12 protein-coding genes are annotated in these 13,601 nt (G+C 42.1%); 11 read left to right on the forward strand and 1 reads right to left on the reverse strand.

The window, feature by feature from the left end; translation table 11 throughout:
• Positions 1-3: 3 nt before the first annotated feature.
• Positions 4-588 (reverse strand): rhombosortase, encoded by a 585-nt coding sequence (gene rrtA, locus MHN30_RS09410; protein ID WP_239359339.1) that lies wholly within the window; start codon positions 586-588, stop codon positions 4-6.
• Between the two features lie 82 nt (positions 589-670).
• Between rrtA and ggt the strand changes: the two genes are divergently transcribed.
• The 11 genes from ggt to MHN30_RS09465 all read left to right on the forward strand — a co-directional run bounded on the left by ggt (position 671) and on the right by MHN30_RS09465 (position 13,599).
• Positions 671-2,431 (forward strand): gamma-glutamyltransferase, encoded by a 1,761-nt coding sequence (gene ggt, locus MHN30_RS09415; protein ID WP_239359341.1) that lies wholly within the window; start codon positions 671-673, stop codon positions 2,429-2,431.
• A gap of 172 nt (positions 2,432-2,603) precedes the next feature.
• The gene (locus MHN30_RS09420) at positions 2,604-4,298 is read left to right on the forward strand and encodes an NAD-dependent malic enzyme (RefSeq protein WP_222243418.1); all 1,695 of its coding nucleotides are present in this window, start codon (positions 2,604-2,606) and stop codon (positions 4,296-4,298) included.
• Positions 4,299-4,509: 211 nt separating this feature from the next.
• Complete coding sequence (locus tag MHN30_RS09425) at positions 4,510-5,214, forward strand: SIMPL domain-containing protein (RefSeq protein ID WP_017217386.1); 705 nt, start codon at positions 4,510-4,512, stop codon at positions 5,212-5,214.
• A 406-nt stretch (positions 5,215-5,620) separates the two neighbouring features.
• Positions 5,621-6,274: a sulfotransferase family protein gene (locus MHN30_RS09430; protein ID WP_239359343.1), complete on the forward strand. Its 654-nt coding sequence runs from the start codon at positions 5,621-5,623 to the stop codon at positions 6,272-6,274.
• A gap of 42 nt (positions 6,275-6,316) precedes the next feature.
• A complete protein-coding gene (locus MHN30_RS09435; protein WP_130164081.1) occupies positions 6,317-6,889 on the forward strand; it encodes a tRNA-(ms[2]io[6]A)-hydroxylase in 573 nt (190 codons plus the stop codon).
• Positions 6,890-7,357: 468 nt separating this feature from the next.
• Complete coding sequence (locus MHN30_RS09440) at positions 7,358-7,741, forward strand: response regulator (RefSeq protein ID WP_010372856.1); 384 nt, start codon at positions 7,358-7,360, stop codon at positions 7,739-7,741.
• Positions 7,738-8,643 (forward strand): AAA family ATPase, encoded by a 906-nt coding sequence (locus MHN30_RS09445; RefSeq protein WP_239359345.1) that lies wholly within the window; start codon positions 7,738-7,740, stop codon positions 8,641-8,643. Before MHN30_RS09440 ends, MHN30_RS09445 begins: the two co-directional genes overlap by 4 nt.
• Before the next feature lie 14 nt (positions 8,644-8,657).
• Positions 8,658-9,587: a DUF58 domain-containing protein gene (locus tag MHN30_RS09450; protein ID WP_239359347.1), complete on the forward strand. Its 930-nt coding sequence runs from the start codon at positions 8,658-8,660 to the stop codon at positions 9,585-9,587.
• Positions 9,577-11,520, forward strand: coding sequence for a DUF3488 and transglutaminase-like domain-containing protein (locus MHN30_RS09455; protein WP_239359349.1), 1,944 nt, complete (start codon positions 9,577-9,579; stop codon positions 11,518-11,520). Before MHN30_RS09450 ends, MHN30_RS09455 begins: the two co-directional genes overlap by 11 nt.
• A gap of 1 nt (position 11,521) precedes the next feature.
• Positions 11,522-12,850, forward strand: coding sequence for a Na+/H+ antiporter family protein (locus MHN30_RS09460; RefSeq protein WP_239359350.1), 1,329 nt, complete (start codon positions 11,522-11,524; stop codon positions 12,848-12,850).
• Positions 12,851-12,999: 149 nt separating this feature from the next.
• Positions 13,000-13,599 carry a response regulator gene (locus MHN30_RS09465; protein ID WP_010372839.1) on the forward strand — a complete coding sequence of 200 codons (600 nt, stop codon included), beginning with the start codon at positions 13,000-13,002 and terminating at the stop codon, positions 13,597-13,599.
• Positions 13,600-13,601 lie beyond the last annotated feature (2 nt).

The raw sequence follows: 13,601 nt of genomic DNA on the forward strand, positions 1-13,601 counted from the left end.
AGCTTAAGCTGGCTTTTTTGTTTTATAAAATAAATAGATAACAGCTAAAACCACACCACCAACTGCACCAAATAGATGTGCTTCAATGGCGACTCTCGAGTCTATCAGTTTGGCTACATCTGTGCTTGCACCCGCATATTGCTCCCAACATATCTTTGCCCACACACCAATAAACAACAGATATCCAGTTGTTAGCTTGCGCTTAATATCTTCAAGTGCTCCCCATACGATAAGCCCATGTAATAAGCCACTCAAGCCTGTATATACAACAATGTTTGGCGAAAATAGCAAAATCATGAGCCCGGTAAAGAGGCCAAGAAAAAGCACATTCAGCCAATACTTTCTTAGAGTTGTATATTCGGCATGTAATAGCCAAATAAATAAGATACCAAGCAGGTTTAGCATCAAGTGATACCAATTGCTATGGGTAAACTGACCGCTCAAAATACGCCATATTTCACCATCAGCAATTGCGTTTCTGTCGAAATCTAAGTGCGGGCCAAGCCCGAACAACATCAGTATTGTTGACAATATCGCCAAAGACGCAGGGCCAATGAGATATTCTTTGTTCGTTGGAAGTTCAAACATACGATTTCACGTTATTATTTTTGCATATTGTGCCTAATTGCTTTTATGATGCCAAATATAAGACGTAAGCAAAGTGGGTATTATGAAACATACACTTGCATCACTAACCGTGATTGCCGCATTCAGCTTTTCAACCAACACCTTAGCTGAGCAACAAAAAATCGAAATTAGAGAGCCGGAAGCCGCAACAGGTTTCCAATCTAAAGAAGCACGCACCGCAGAAAAGTACATGGTCGTTGCTGCCAACCCCTATGCGAGTAAAGCAGGTCAATTGATGCTCTCAAAAGGGGGAAGTGCGGTTGATGCTATGATAGCGACTCAACTTGTGCTTACATTAGTTGAGCCGCAATCTTCAGGCGTAGGTGGCGGGGCTTTTATCCTGCACTACGACAAGAAAAGCAATGAATTAATTAGTTTTGATGGTAGAGAAACTGCACCAAAACTTGCCGGCCCTGATCTGTTTTTAGATGATACGGGTAATGCGGTTAGATGGATTGAGGCTGTGGTGGGCGGTCGCTCTGTTGGTGTGCCTGGTATTCTGCACGCGTTTAAATCAGCACATGACAAATACGGTAAACTGCCATGGCAGGAATTATTCAAGCCGGCGATTGAATTAGCTCGAGACGGATTTATCGTCTCTCCACGTTTAAATATGCTGCTTGAGAAAAAACTCAACCCAGGTTTGACAAAGCTCAGTCCTGCAAAAGAATATTTCTATCCGAATGGTAAAGCACTACAACCAGGGACCCTTAAAAAGAATCTGCCTTTGGCAAACCTATACTACAGAGTAGCAACACAAGGGATCCAAGCCTTTTATGAAGGGCAAAATGCCACCCAATTAGTAGAAGCTGTGCAAAAGTCTGAAATCGCACCTGGCAAATTGGCGCTGAGCGACTTAGAACATTATAAAAGCAAAACCCGAGACGCTATCTGTACGGAATATCGTGTATATAAAGTTTGCTCTATGGCACCGCCTAGCAGTGGTGGTATTGCCGTTTTGCAAATGATGAAACTGCTGGAACCGTACGACCTAGGTAAGTATAAGGCAAACGACCCAGAAGCCTTGCACCTCTTTACTCAAGCATCTCGCCTAGCGTTTGCCGATAGAGATTTTTACGTTGCTGATCCTGATTTTGTTGAAGTGCCAGCAAAAGAATTGCTTAACGAACAATATCTATTAGGCCGTAGCAAACTTATCGGTGAAATGGATAATCACGACTTTCCAGTAGGCGACCCAACTTCGGGCACACTCGCTTATGCTATGGATGATAGTTATGAATTACCTTCGACCAGCCATGTGTCGATTGTAGATGCAGAGGGTAATGCTATTTCTATGACAAGCTCGATAGAAATGGCATTTGGCTCGACGGTGATGGTCAACGGATATTTACTCAATAACCAATTAACCGACTTTGCGCTTTCTCCAAAAGTAGGGGATAAATGGGTCGCTAACCGGGTAGAAGCAAACAAACGCCCAAGAAGTTCTATGGCACCTGTAATGGTGTTTAACAAAGATGGGTCGCTTAAATTGATAGTCGGCTCACCGGGTGGCAGCCGTATTATCAACTATGTTGCTCAAACCTTAGTTGGTGTACTGGACTGGGGGTTATCTGTTCAGGCTGCGATTGATTTACCAAAAATCACCAATCGCAATAAGTACACAACGCTGGAAAAAGGCACTGAGCTGACAAAACAAGCACCTTACTTTGAGAAAAAAGGCCATGAAGTACAGATCCGCGACTTAAACTCAGGACTACATGCCATTGAGGTTCGTGGAACACATTTAATCGGTGGCGCAGATCCAAGAAGAGAAGGTGTTGCACTCGGTGAAAGCAGCGAATAAGCCGTGGTTTCTTAAGTGCTTTTAGGCTATAATTTTGCGTTCCAGAAAAATGCGTTTAACGTGCTCTGGAGCGCGTTAATAATGGTCTGATGAGCACTAAATTCATTGTAATTTAATCCTTTTCGACAATAATGAACCCTTAGACTAAAAAATTAGTGTCAAGCTTGTAAATATGACTAAACAAACCGATCCAAATTATCTCTACATTCCCTATTCAGGTCCTACACTATTAGAAACGCCACTGCTTAACAAAGGGAGTGCATTCTCTCAACGCGAGCGTGAAAATTTCAACTTAGCGGGACTACTTCCTCCTCGTTACGAAACAATTGAAGAGCAAGTTGAGCGTTGTTATCAGCAATATTCAAGCTTTAGCGACAACCTAAACAAGCACATTTACCTGCGCGCTATTCAGGACAACAATGAAACGCTGTATTACCGCTTAGTACGTGATCATTTGGAAGAAATGATGCCAATCATCTACACCCCAACAGTAGGTGATGCATGTGAGAAGTTTTCTGATATCTATCGCAGCTCTCGTGGTTTGTTTATTTCTTATGAAGACCGCTATCAAATCGATGATATTTTACGAAATGCCACTAAAGGCAAAGTAAAAGTTATCGTGGTTACAGATGGTGAACGTATTTTAGGCCTTGGCGACCAAGGTATTGGTGGTATGGGTATTCCTATCGGTAAGCTGGCACTTTACACCGTATGTGGTGGGATCAGCCCTGCTTACACGCTGCCTGTTATGCTTGACGTAGGGACAAACAACGAGAAGCTACTCAATGACCCAATGTACATGGGGGCAAGACACCCACGTATCGGCCAAGCTGAATATGACGAATTCCTAGATCTATTCATTAAAGCGGTTAAACGCCGTTGGCCTAATGTGCTGTTACAGTTTGAAGATTTCGCACAACCTAACGCAATGCCACTATTGAAACGTTACCGCGATGAAATTTGTAGCTTTAACGATGATATCCAAGGCACCGCTGCGGTTACTGCGGGTTCGCTGTTAGCCGCTTGCCGTGTGAAAGGGGCAAAGCTCTCGGAACAAAAAGTAGTGTTTGTTGGCGCAGGCTCCGCTGGTTGTGGCATTGCTGAGCAAATCATTAGCCAAATGATTTCAGAAGGAATAACCGACGAGCAAGCGAGAAGCCAAGTGTTTATGGTGGACCGTTTTGGCCTTCTGACAGAAGGCATGGAAGGGCTAAGAGATTTCCAAGAAGCGCTAGTTCAACAACAAGCAAACCTTGCGGATTGGACATACAGTGGTGAATTTGCATCTTTATTAGATGTAATGCATTGTGCAAAACCAGACATCTTAATTGGTGTATCAGGTCAAGCGGGCCTATTCACAGAGCAAGTGATCCGTGCGATGCATGCAGGGTGCAAACAGCCAATTATTTTCCCATTAAGTAATCCATCACGCCAGGTTGAAGCACATCCAAAAGATGTAATTGAGTGGACTGATGGTCAAGCAATTGTTGCTACGGGAAGCCCATTTGAACCGGTAGTACATGGTGAGCAAACAATCATCATACCGCAATGTAATAACAGTTATATCTTCCCAGGGATCGGCCTTGGTGTACTTGCAGCTAAAGCGAACCGTATTACAGATAGCATGTTGATGGTATCTAGCGAAATGCTTGCTGAATCATCACCACGTGCTAATACCGGCAAAGGTAGCCTACTACCAGCACTAACTGAAATTGAACCGTTGAGTAAGCGCATTGCTTTTGCAGTTGCTAAAAAGGCAATGGAAGAGGGCGTTGCACTTGAAATGGAAGACGACGCAATTTGGGCAGCGATAGAGAAAAACTATTGGCTCCCTAAGTATAGAAATTACAAACGCTGTAGCGTTTAATTACTTTTACTTAGCTAAAACAGAAATCGCCGCCAACTCACATTGGCGGCGATTTTGTTTATTAATCACTCGTAAGTTTAAGAGCGTTACATATGACTTCTCAAAGTGACAACGGCTCATTTTGTTAAAGTTTGTTACCCTGAAATCCAATTCAGTAGTTGTTAATTGAAATATGCTTGAATATGCAGGTATCACATTTTAGGAGCAAAAGATGCGAATTTTAACTGGCTTACTGACATTATGTTTATCTGGATTTAGCTTTGCAGGCGCATTGCCTGACTCGCCGCATTTATATGTTAAAGGCACTTCATTTATTCAAGTACAACCCGATATTGCAACCATCCGCGTTGCCATTACTGAAAAGCAAAAGTCGCTGCCCACAGCTAAAGAAAACGTCGATAAGATTATGGCTAAGGCCATCGAAATCGCTAAACGCTTCGATATTAAAGAAGACGATATTCACGCAGATCAGCTGAATGTCTACAGACAGACACGCTACAATCGAGAATCAAACGAAGAAGAGTTTGATGGTTTTCGCGTAAGTCGTAGCCTGACTGTAAAACTTAAAGACATCAAAAAATACCCTGAGTTGCTTCAAGAGTTTGTAGACAGCGGCATAAATCAGTTCAATAACACGGAATTTGGTGTTGAAAATGAAGGCAAGTATCTGCAAAGCCTCAAAAAAGCCGCCATCAAAGATGCAAAGAAAGCAGCTAAAGAGCTGGCAGGCGAGTTTGATGTTGAATTGGCAAAACTGTACTCAGTTTCATTCCAACCAATGCAAACGCCAGTTCAGCCTTACGTGCGCTCTGCAGCAATGGCAATGGAAGCAGATCAAGGCGCTTACAAGAATGCGTATAACACAGGTGCAATTACATTGAACGCGGAAGTTTATGCCGTTTACTTAATTGAGTAATACTGGCTGTGAACTAGTTAAACTTATACACTAAGCCCTCCATTGGAGGGCTTTTTATGATCACCGGTTTATATGCGGCATTGCTCTATATTAAACTCAGTTTTAACATAATATAACACAGACACAAAGTATCACTAGGAGATGGCGGTATCGATGAACTGCAAAGTGCAATACGGATCCACGGCAACTTTTTTGAGTAAACACCGTTCGTACTGTTAATGATGTTGTTACTCGAAACTCAACAAATCAATTCGTATCTACTTCATGCTTTTGGCATTGCTTTTTTGTTTTCTCGAGTTGCACTCGATAAAGCTAACTTTTCAATCAGAAAAGTAGCGATGGCGACAACATATGGGATAATACTTATTTTAGCGTCATTCAACCTCGTGTATTACTTTATCTAAATATGACAAAACACAAATTTCTGGTAACAGGTTTACCACGAACGGGCACAACAAGTCTGTGTATTGCTGCATTAGGTGCTGGATACAAAACAGCACACACGGCATACACAAGGCAAGCATTAGACAATGCTGAATTTATTGCTGACACGCCCGTTTTCGCTGATTATGAAAAATTATATGCTTTATATCCTGAAGCCAAAATAATCCAGTTAACACGAGATTTTGAGCAATGGCTTCCCTCAATTAAGCGTTTGATGACGGCAATGAAAGAAAACTTACTGTCACAAACAGGAGGCTTTAACGACACCATTAAGCGTTGTTATTTTGAAACTTTTCCTGATTTTGACAAACATTTTGAAGACGATGGTTATTGGCGGGATTGTTATAGCAAGCATCATGATAGGGTGCTTAGATTTGCAAAAATGAATCATATTCCTTTTATTGCGGTCAATCTAACCGCTACTGATGCCGAGCAAACGCTTGGCGAATTTATAGGCGTAACTCAAGAAAAAGTGACCATCCCGCATGTCAATATCGGTGGTAAAGTAACTGCATGGAAGTGGTTTTCACACCCCAATAAAGTGGAATCGACACGTAATGGCAAAGCAGATAAAGACATAGCGCTCTTTAGCATGCAAGTTCGCTCGAGCGCCTGAGTTTGTTATACTCACCACAAGCTGTATATACAAGATAGAATTATGTTTGAATTAAAATACCACACACCTTTTAGCTGGACTGAAAAAGTCCTAGCCGACTTTGATACCTTTCTTCAAGATCACGCCGCTGCAGAAAAAAAAGCAGCCGGAATGGCGATGGCAATGCTTGGTCATTACCCAGACAGGATCAAGCTAGTAAAAGCGATGGCAGATCTCGCAATAGAAGAAATGATCCATTTTAAACAGGTACTTAAAATCTTAACCGAGCGTGGTACGCTACTAGGAAACGACCAAAAAGACCCCTATATAAAGCAAATGCGCGCATTGTTCCGCCAAGGCACTGACGAATATTTAATTGATAGATTACTGATCGGCGCAGTAATTGAGGCTAGGGGCCATGAGCGTTTTTCTTTAGTTGCAGAAGCACTTCCTGAAGGCAAAGAGAAAGACTTTTATGTTGCAATCGCCAAGTCAGAAGAAAAACACAAAAATCTTTTTGTGGAGCTCGGCTACGAGTACTTCGACAAATTAACGATAGATAACCGTTTAGAAGAAATTCTCATTGCAGAAGCGCGTATTTGCAAAGGTATTCCATTTAGCGCAGCGCTTCATTAAAAGCAGCCACATAACTCGAGCCAATAAAGCCTCAACAAGTTACAGTGTAGCTTTATTGTCTCCCATCTTTCTAGATACTTATTCAGTGAAGAGAACGGTTTCACTAGATATACCAATTAAGATTTCTAGTTTCGCCCAGTGCATTGTGTTCCATTGAATACTTTTGGTTTCAAAACGACTCATATTAGAAGCAACTAATATCGCAATAGTTATACACCAACCAGACGAGCGATACTGAACCTTTGATTTTATAAGGGAGTAGACTTTCCTCATCTAAAATTTATTTAATTTAACATAACGTAAATTATGGGATGCAATGAATTATGTGAGAAACCATATAAAGCACCTTACTAATGTCCAATACTAGACGGTATCGGACATTAATAAAAAGTTTACTGTATTTTCTATTGAGCTATGGTTTCGCTTTTTATAGTATGTGGTTGAATTTGTAATTTGAAGTATCGACATATGGAATTTGTAAGACCGCTAGAACCAATCTTGATAATTGATGACGCTGTTGAGATCAGAGATTTTCTGACACAGATTTTGGAGAACTTAGGGTTTGAAGAAGTTTATGGTTGTGAAGACTTTGATTCCGCAAAGCCGCTACTAAAGCATAAACAACCCAGTGTTGTCTTTTTAGATATTGAGCTTCCCGATACAGATGGCACCGAAATTCTTTCCTACATCAACGAAAACTTTCCTGTGGCACATGTCATCATGTGCTCTGGCCATAATAGTATGGAGAATGTTCAAAATACTTGGGAACTTGGTGCTAAGGGCTTTATCGCTAAACCTTTCAATGCACATAAAGTGGATTCGGTAATGAAGCGTTTAGAGCTGGTTACATGAATGAAGAAATAAAGAAACTTACCGATGCGCTCTCTACAGTTATTTTAGAAAAGCCTGAACAAATAAAACTCGCGATCTGCAGTCTTTTGTGTCGCGGCCATCTTCTAATCGAAGATTTACCAGGTATGGGTAAGACGACGCTATCTCATTCTCTTGCTGATGTGTTAGGTCTGACATATCGTCGAGTGCAATTTACTAGCGATCTACTCCCAGCCGATATTACCGGCACTTCTATTTTTAACCGTGAACATCAGTCTTTTGAATTCCATCCTGGTCCAATTTTCAGCCAAGTTTTACTGGCCGATGAAATCAACCGCGCAAGTCCAAAAACTCAAAGCGCCTTGTTGGAGTCCATGGAAGAACATCAAGTAACCATCGATGGCGTAAGCCATGAGCTCCCTAGCCCATTTTTTGTGATTGCAACGCAAAATCCTCAGCATCAATCAGGCACGCATCCACTGCCTGAGTCACAACTCGACCGCTTTTTTATGCGTATAAGCTTGGGATACCCCTCGGAAATGGCAGAAGCGCAGTTAATTAAATTAGCTGGAAAAGCGAGAAAATTGACTCAAGCACCACAAGTGTTCGATGGTAAAACACTGTTGGCGTATCAACAAGTTGTGCCTAACATTGTGCTAAGTGACGCTATTATTGATTACATCCTTCGCTTAGTTAATTACACACGAAGCTCAGGTCAATTTAGCGATCCTTTGTCGCCAAGAGCTAGCATTGCACTTGCAGCCGCAAGTCGTGCATATGCGTTTATTAGTGGTCGAGATTTCGTCATACCTGATGACGTTCAAGCGGTTTTCACTTCAGTCTGTGCCCATCGACTTGGCATCACCACGACGAATGAAGCAGAAGTTAAGACACAGGTCTTTCAAAACGTACCGGTACATTAAGCATGATTAACCGCTTGAAACGGAAAGTTAAGCAGCATATTTATAAACGACATCAACGCTCAGAAATACGGTTATCTCATAATAATATCTACATACTGCCATCCAAGGATGGCGGTTTTTTTATCGCTGTGGCTTTGCTTAATTTTGTATTGGGGATCAACTATCAGAATAACCTAATCCTTGCAGTGTCCTACATTATGGCTGTGATGATGATAGCCGCCCTATTTTTAGGTTTTTTTAACTTGAACAATACAAATGTCCGATATTTGGGAAGTAATGCTAATTTTAGCCCATACAGTTCATCTATTAGACTCAGTATTTCATCTAGCGCAGAGATCCAATCACTCAGACTATTAAGTGAATACAACCAAACGGCTACCCATATTTCCAAAGTGAGTGATGAAAAAGTTATTGAGTTAGCCGCCCCTGATTTACCTCGTGGTGTATATGATACGGGGGTAATTAAAATCCTCAGCTACTTCCCATTTGGTCTTATTCGTACTTGGTCGTATATAAAACCAAACGATGCTTTCTACGTGTACCCTACTCCATTGCCCGTTGTAGACACAGAGTTTAGCTTCGGCAGTGCTTCGAATACTAGCCAAAGCATACAACAGAAAGAGCGTTCAGTTGAGTTCGACCACCTCTCGCAATATCAAAAAGGGATGAGTTTAAGCCGCGTTTCTTGGAAGCATTACGCCAAGACGGAACAGATGCTAATTAAGCAGAATGCACCGGAGTCGGCCGATTTACACCGCATTATTTTCGATTATTCTAAGCTTTCAGGCAGCAAAGAAGAACGTCTGAGTAAGCTCTGTACTATGGTGCTTGACGCTGATAAGCAACAAACAAGTTATGCCCTGTTACTTCAGCAGAACAGGATCCCGTTCGGTCAGGGTGAAACCCATAAACTATGTTGCTTGGAGGCATTAAGTGAATTCTAGCTTCCCAAAATGGTACTACAGCACGTCACTATTTTTATGTCTGCTGAGCATTATTCTTGTCGATGATTTTGGTATCGGCTTTGTCGGGTTATGTACCGTTTTAACGCTGTGGCAAGCATCAAGATTGGTGACTAAACCAAGCGTGTTAAGCATTCGTTTTATTAACTTGGTCACTTTACTAGGCGCCATTGCGACGGCCTCATTAATAGGTTTAAAAAACAGCGTGAATGTTTTTGTGGCTTTGATGTTGGTTGCATCGCTACTGAAACAAGTGCATGCCACGCAAGCCCGCCAATTTACACAAATATGTATTTTGAATTTCTTCACTTATCCGTGCTTATTTCTTTTTACACAAAGTATATTTGCAGCATTTCTAGTATTGATTTTGCTGGCTGTTAATTTAGCTATCATGCTTAATCTCGAGCAAAACCTAAGGTTCAAATCTGCGCTTAAGGTAAGCGCAAAGGGATTGATATTGGTGCTGCCCGTGGCTACTTTATTAGTCGTTTTTTTACCAAAACTCCCTGCATTTTGGCAGTTACCTGCACCACAGAATCAAGCAAAAACAGGGTTATCTGAGAATGTAGATCCTTTCAATATCGCAAATTTATCCCAGTCCAGCGACTTGGTGTTTCGGGCGTCATTAGAGGATACTCAACAAACAGGACCTTTCTATTGGCGTGCAATTATTCATGATGAGTTTGACGGACGGCAATGGAAAGTCTCTGAGTATCAAGGTACCAATATCAGAGCGTTGCCCAAAGAGCCGATTGGCGCAGCAACCATTATTGCGCAGCCAAGCCAACTTCTCTGGTTGTACGGCCTGTCATACTCTTATTCGAAAAACGCGAAGTTGAATAGTAACGTGTTTGGCACGGTCTATTTGAAAAACCTATCAGCAAAACCTGTCGAGTATCAAATCGATTTCACTGACTTTGAACCCCTAGATTCGTTAAGGCCTTGGTATTATAGACGTAATACCGCATTACCTGACGGCATTAATCAACAAGCAAGGCAACTGGCGCGCGATTGGGACAGTCAATCGACAACAACGAGCCAATTCATTGAATTAATGAAGCGCTATTTTTTGCAAAATGGTTTCGTCTATACCCTAACACCAACTACAGCGCAATCTGATGATAGGATTGATGACTTTTTATTTAGCTCGTTTAATGGATTTTGCGGTCACTACGCCTCTGCCGCGGCATTTCTACTACGCAGCGCGGGTATCCCCGCTCGCTTGGTATCTGGTTATCTGGGCGGTGAAAAAAATGACAACCAAGGCTATTACAGCGTTTATCAATATGACGCACATGCTTGGGTTGAATATTTTACGCCGGGAATTGGCTGGCAACGCTTAGACCCAACCGCCTGGATTGCCCCAGAGCGCATGACAGGGAGTCTTTCTCAGTTAGAACAATTATCGAGCGAGTTCAAAAGCGGTTTGGGCTACAGCTTAATTGGGTTGTCTAATTGGCAATCTATTAATTGGTTGCGATTACAGCTCGAGGAGCTTGACTATCAGTGGACTCGCGTCGTCATTAATTTTGACAAAGAAAAGCAAGGCGCACTGTTTAAAGAGTGGTTTGGGAGTAAAGGTCAGCTTTGGGCCGGCATATTTTCCCTGTTTATGCTGCTTTTGCTCTCAATTGCGCTATTTTACCTCAGCAAGCAGCTTACTCGGCATAAACGCCCTATCGAACTTGTCTATTACAATGCTATAGTGTCCGATTTCAAAGGGCAGCTAAGCGGCACTACGGCGAAACAACATATTGTTGAGTTATGTAAGTTATTTCCAGAGTTAGATGCGTCGCTTTGGCAGTTTTATCAATTAATTGAAAAGTCACAGTATCAACAAAAACCACTTAATAAACTTGAGCTTGGTGAGTTGAAGAGGTTGTATAAATCAATAAAAAGAAAGGCAAGAAAATAGTATGAATGCTGTTATTTTGGGCGTCTTGCTCATGCTGGGGTTAACCCTCTTTAGAATAAATGTAATTGTCGCCATGACCGTCAGTGCAATAGCTGCGGGCTTAGTGGCCGGGTTAGATTTGAAGACAACCTTAAACGCCTTTAATGATGGGCTATCTGGCGGCGCAGAAATAGCCTTAAGCTATGCCATGTTAGGTGGGTTTGCAGTTGCTATTTCAAAGTCTGGCTTAACTCAAATCCTCGCGCAAAAGCTGCTCAAATTGGTTAATGCTAATGATAGCGAAGGCTCAACGTTTTTAAGCATGTTTATAATGGTTATCATCTTGGCTTGCTCAATTGCGTCGCAAAACCTTGTGCCAGTCCATATTGCGTTTATTCCTATCCTCATTCCACCGCTATTAGTCGTACTGAACAAGCTGACGATAGACCGTCGTGCGATTGCGTGTATTTTAACGTTTGGCTTAGCGACCAGCTATATGGTGTTGCCATATGGATTCGGTGGCATTTATCTTTACTCTATTTTGCATAAAAATCTTGTAGACAATGGTTTAGAATTGGTTAAGTTCGACGTGCCATACGCTATGGTGATCCCTGCGCTTGGTATGCTGATTGGCCTGTTGATTGCCGTTTTCATTACTTATCGTAAAAAGCGAGTTTATGAAGTGAGTCAACAGCAAAGTACTCAGTCAAATACAGTACCTGAAGGCCAAGAAGCAACCAAAGTGATGATCGTCGGCGGCGCTGCGGTGCTGGCTTCTCTCATTGCACAAAATAACAGTGGCTCAATGATATTAGGAGGGCTCGTTGGCGTGATGATTTTTAGCCTCTTTGGTATTGTGAAATGGGAACAAAACTCCGATGTTTTCAGTAAAGGCGTGGCGATGATGGCAATGATAGGTTTTATCATGATCTCTGCTCAAGGCTTTGCCTCCGTCATGAAAGCAACGGGTGATGTGGCAAGTTTAGTAGCAAGTTGTGCTGATTTTGTCGGCAACAATAAACCACTTGCCGCTGCGATGATTTTGCTTGTTGGCTTACTTATTACCATGGGAATTGGCAGCTCATTTTCAACCGTGCCAATCATTGCCACGCTATTTGTACCTTTGTCTCTAGAAGTTGGCTTTTCTGCTATGGCTACCGCCGCCTTGGTGGGAACCGCGGGCGCTCTAGGCGATGCGGGCTCTCCTGCATCAGATTCCACACTTGGACCAACTTCTGGCTTAAATGCCGACGGCCAGCACGATCACATATGGGATTCCGTGGTGCCTACATTTATTCACTTCAACATCCCACTACTCTGCTTTGGCTGGATAGCCGCGATGGTGTTATAGGTTTATACATACATGATGGTATCAAGGCTCCCCGCCTTGATACCTTTTGCTCACAAACATACTCTATTTTCTTTGTCTCTAATGTCGCTTTTGTCTTATTAGTTTTCTTGTGCTATACCATTAGGTAAGAGAATTAAAGCAATAAGACTATGCAAACACTTAAACCAAGCGAAATCGCCAGTTACTGTAACGTACACCAACGCAGTGTGAGTCGTTGGATTGCCAATGGCGAATTAAAAGGTCATAAGCTTCCTGGACGCGGTAACTACCGTGTCTTACTTGAAGACTTTTTATCCTTTTTAAACAAGCACAAAATCCCCCTTTCGCAAGACTTTATTAGCGACTATCAAATCGCAGAAAGTGGACTACACTCTGATAAAGAACGGGATTTAGCTAAGGTGCTTATCATTGATGACGAGCCCCAGTATAGAAAAGCGATACGACGAGTGATAGGCAACGATTATTTGATACAAGAAGCTGGGGATGGCTTTATGGCTGGCATTGCCATCTCTGAGTTTAAACCAAGTTTAATCACGCTCGATCTTTCCATGCCGGGAATGGATGGCTTTGAAGTGATCTCATTTATCCGCGAAAAAGAAGAATTTAAAGCGATTAAGATTTTAGTGGTCTCTGCGTTAAATGATGTAGAACTTGAAAAGGCTAAAGCGATGGGCGCCAACGATGCCCTTTCTAAACCGTTTGATAACTCTATTCTGTTAGAAAAAATTAATGCGCTAATACAGGGGTAGCT

This window comes from Pseudoalteromonas sp. OF7H-1, from assembly GCF_022347825.1.
Lineage (GTDB): Bacteria > Pseudomonadota > Gammaproteobacteria > Enterobacterales > Alteromonadaceae > Pseudoalteromonas > Pseudoalteromonas maricaloris.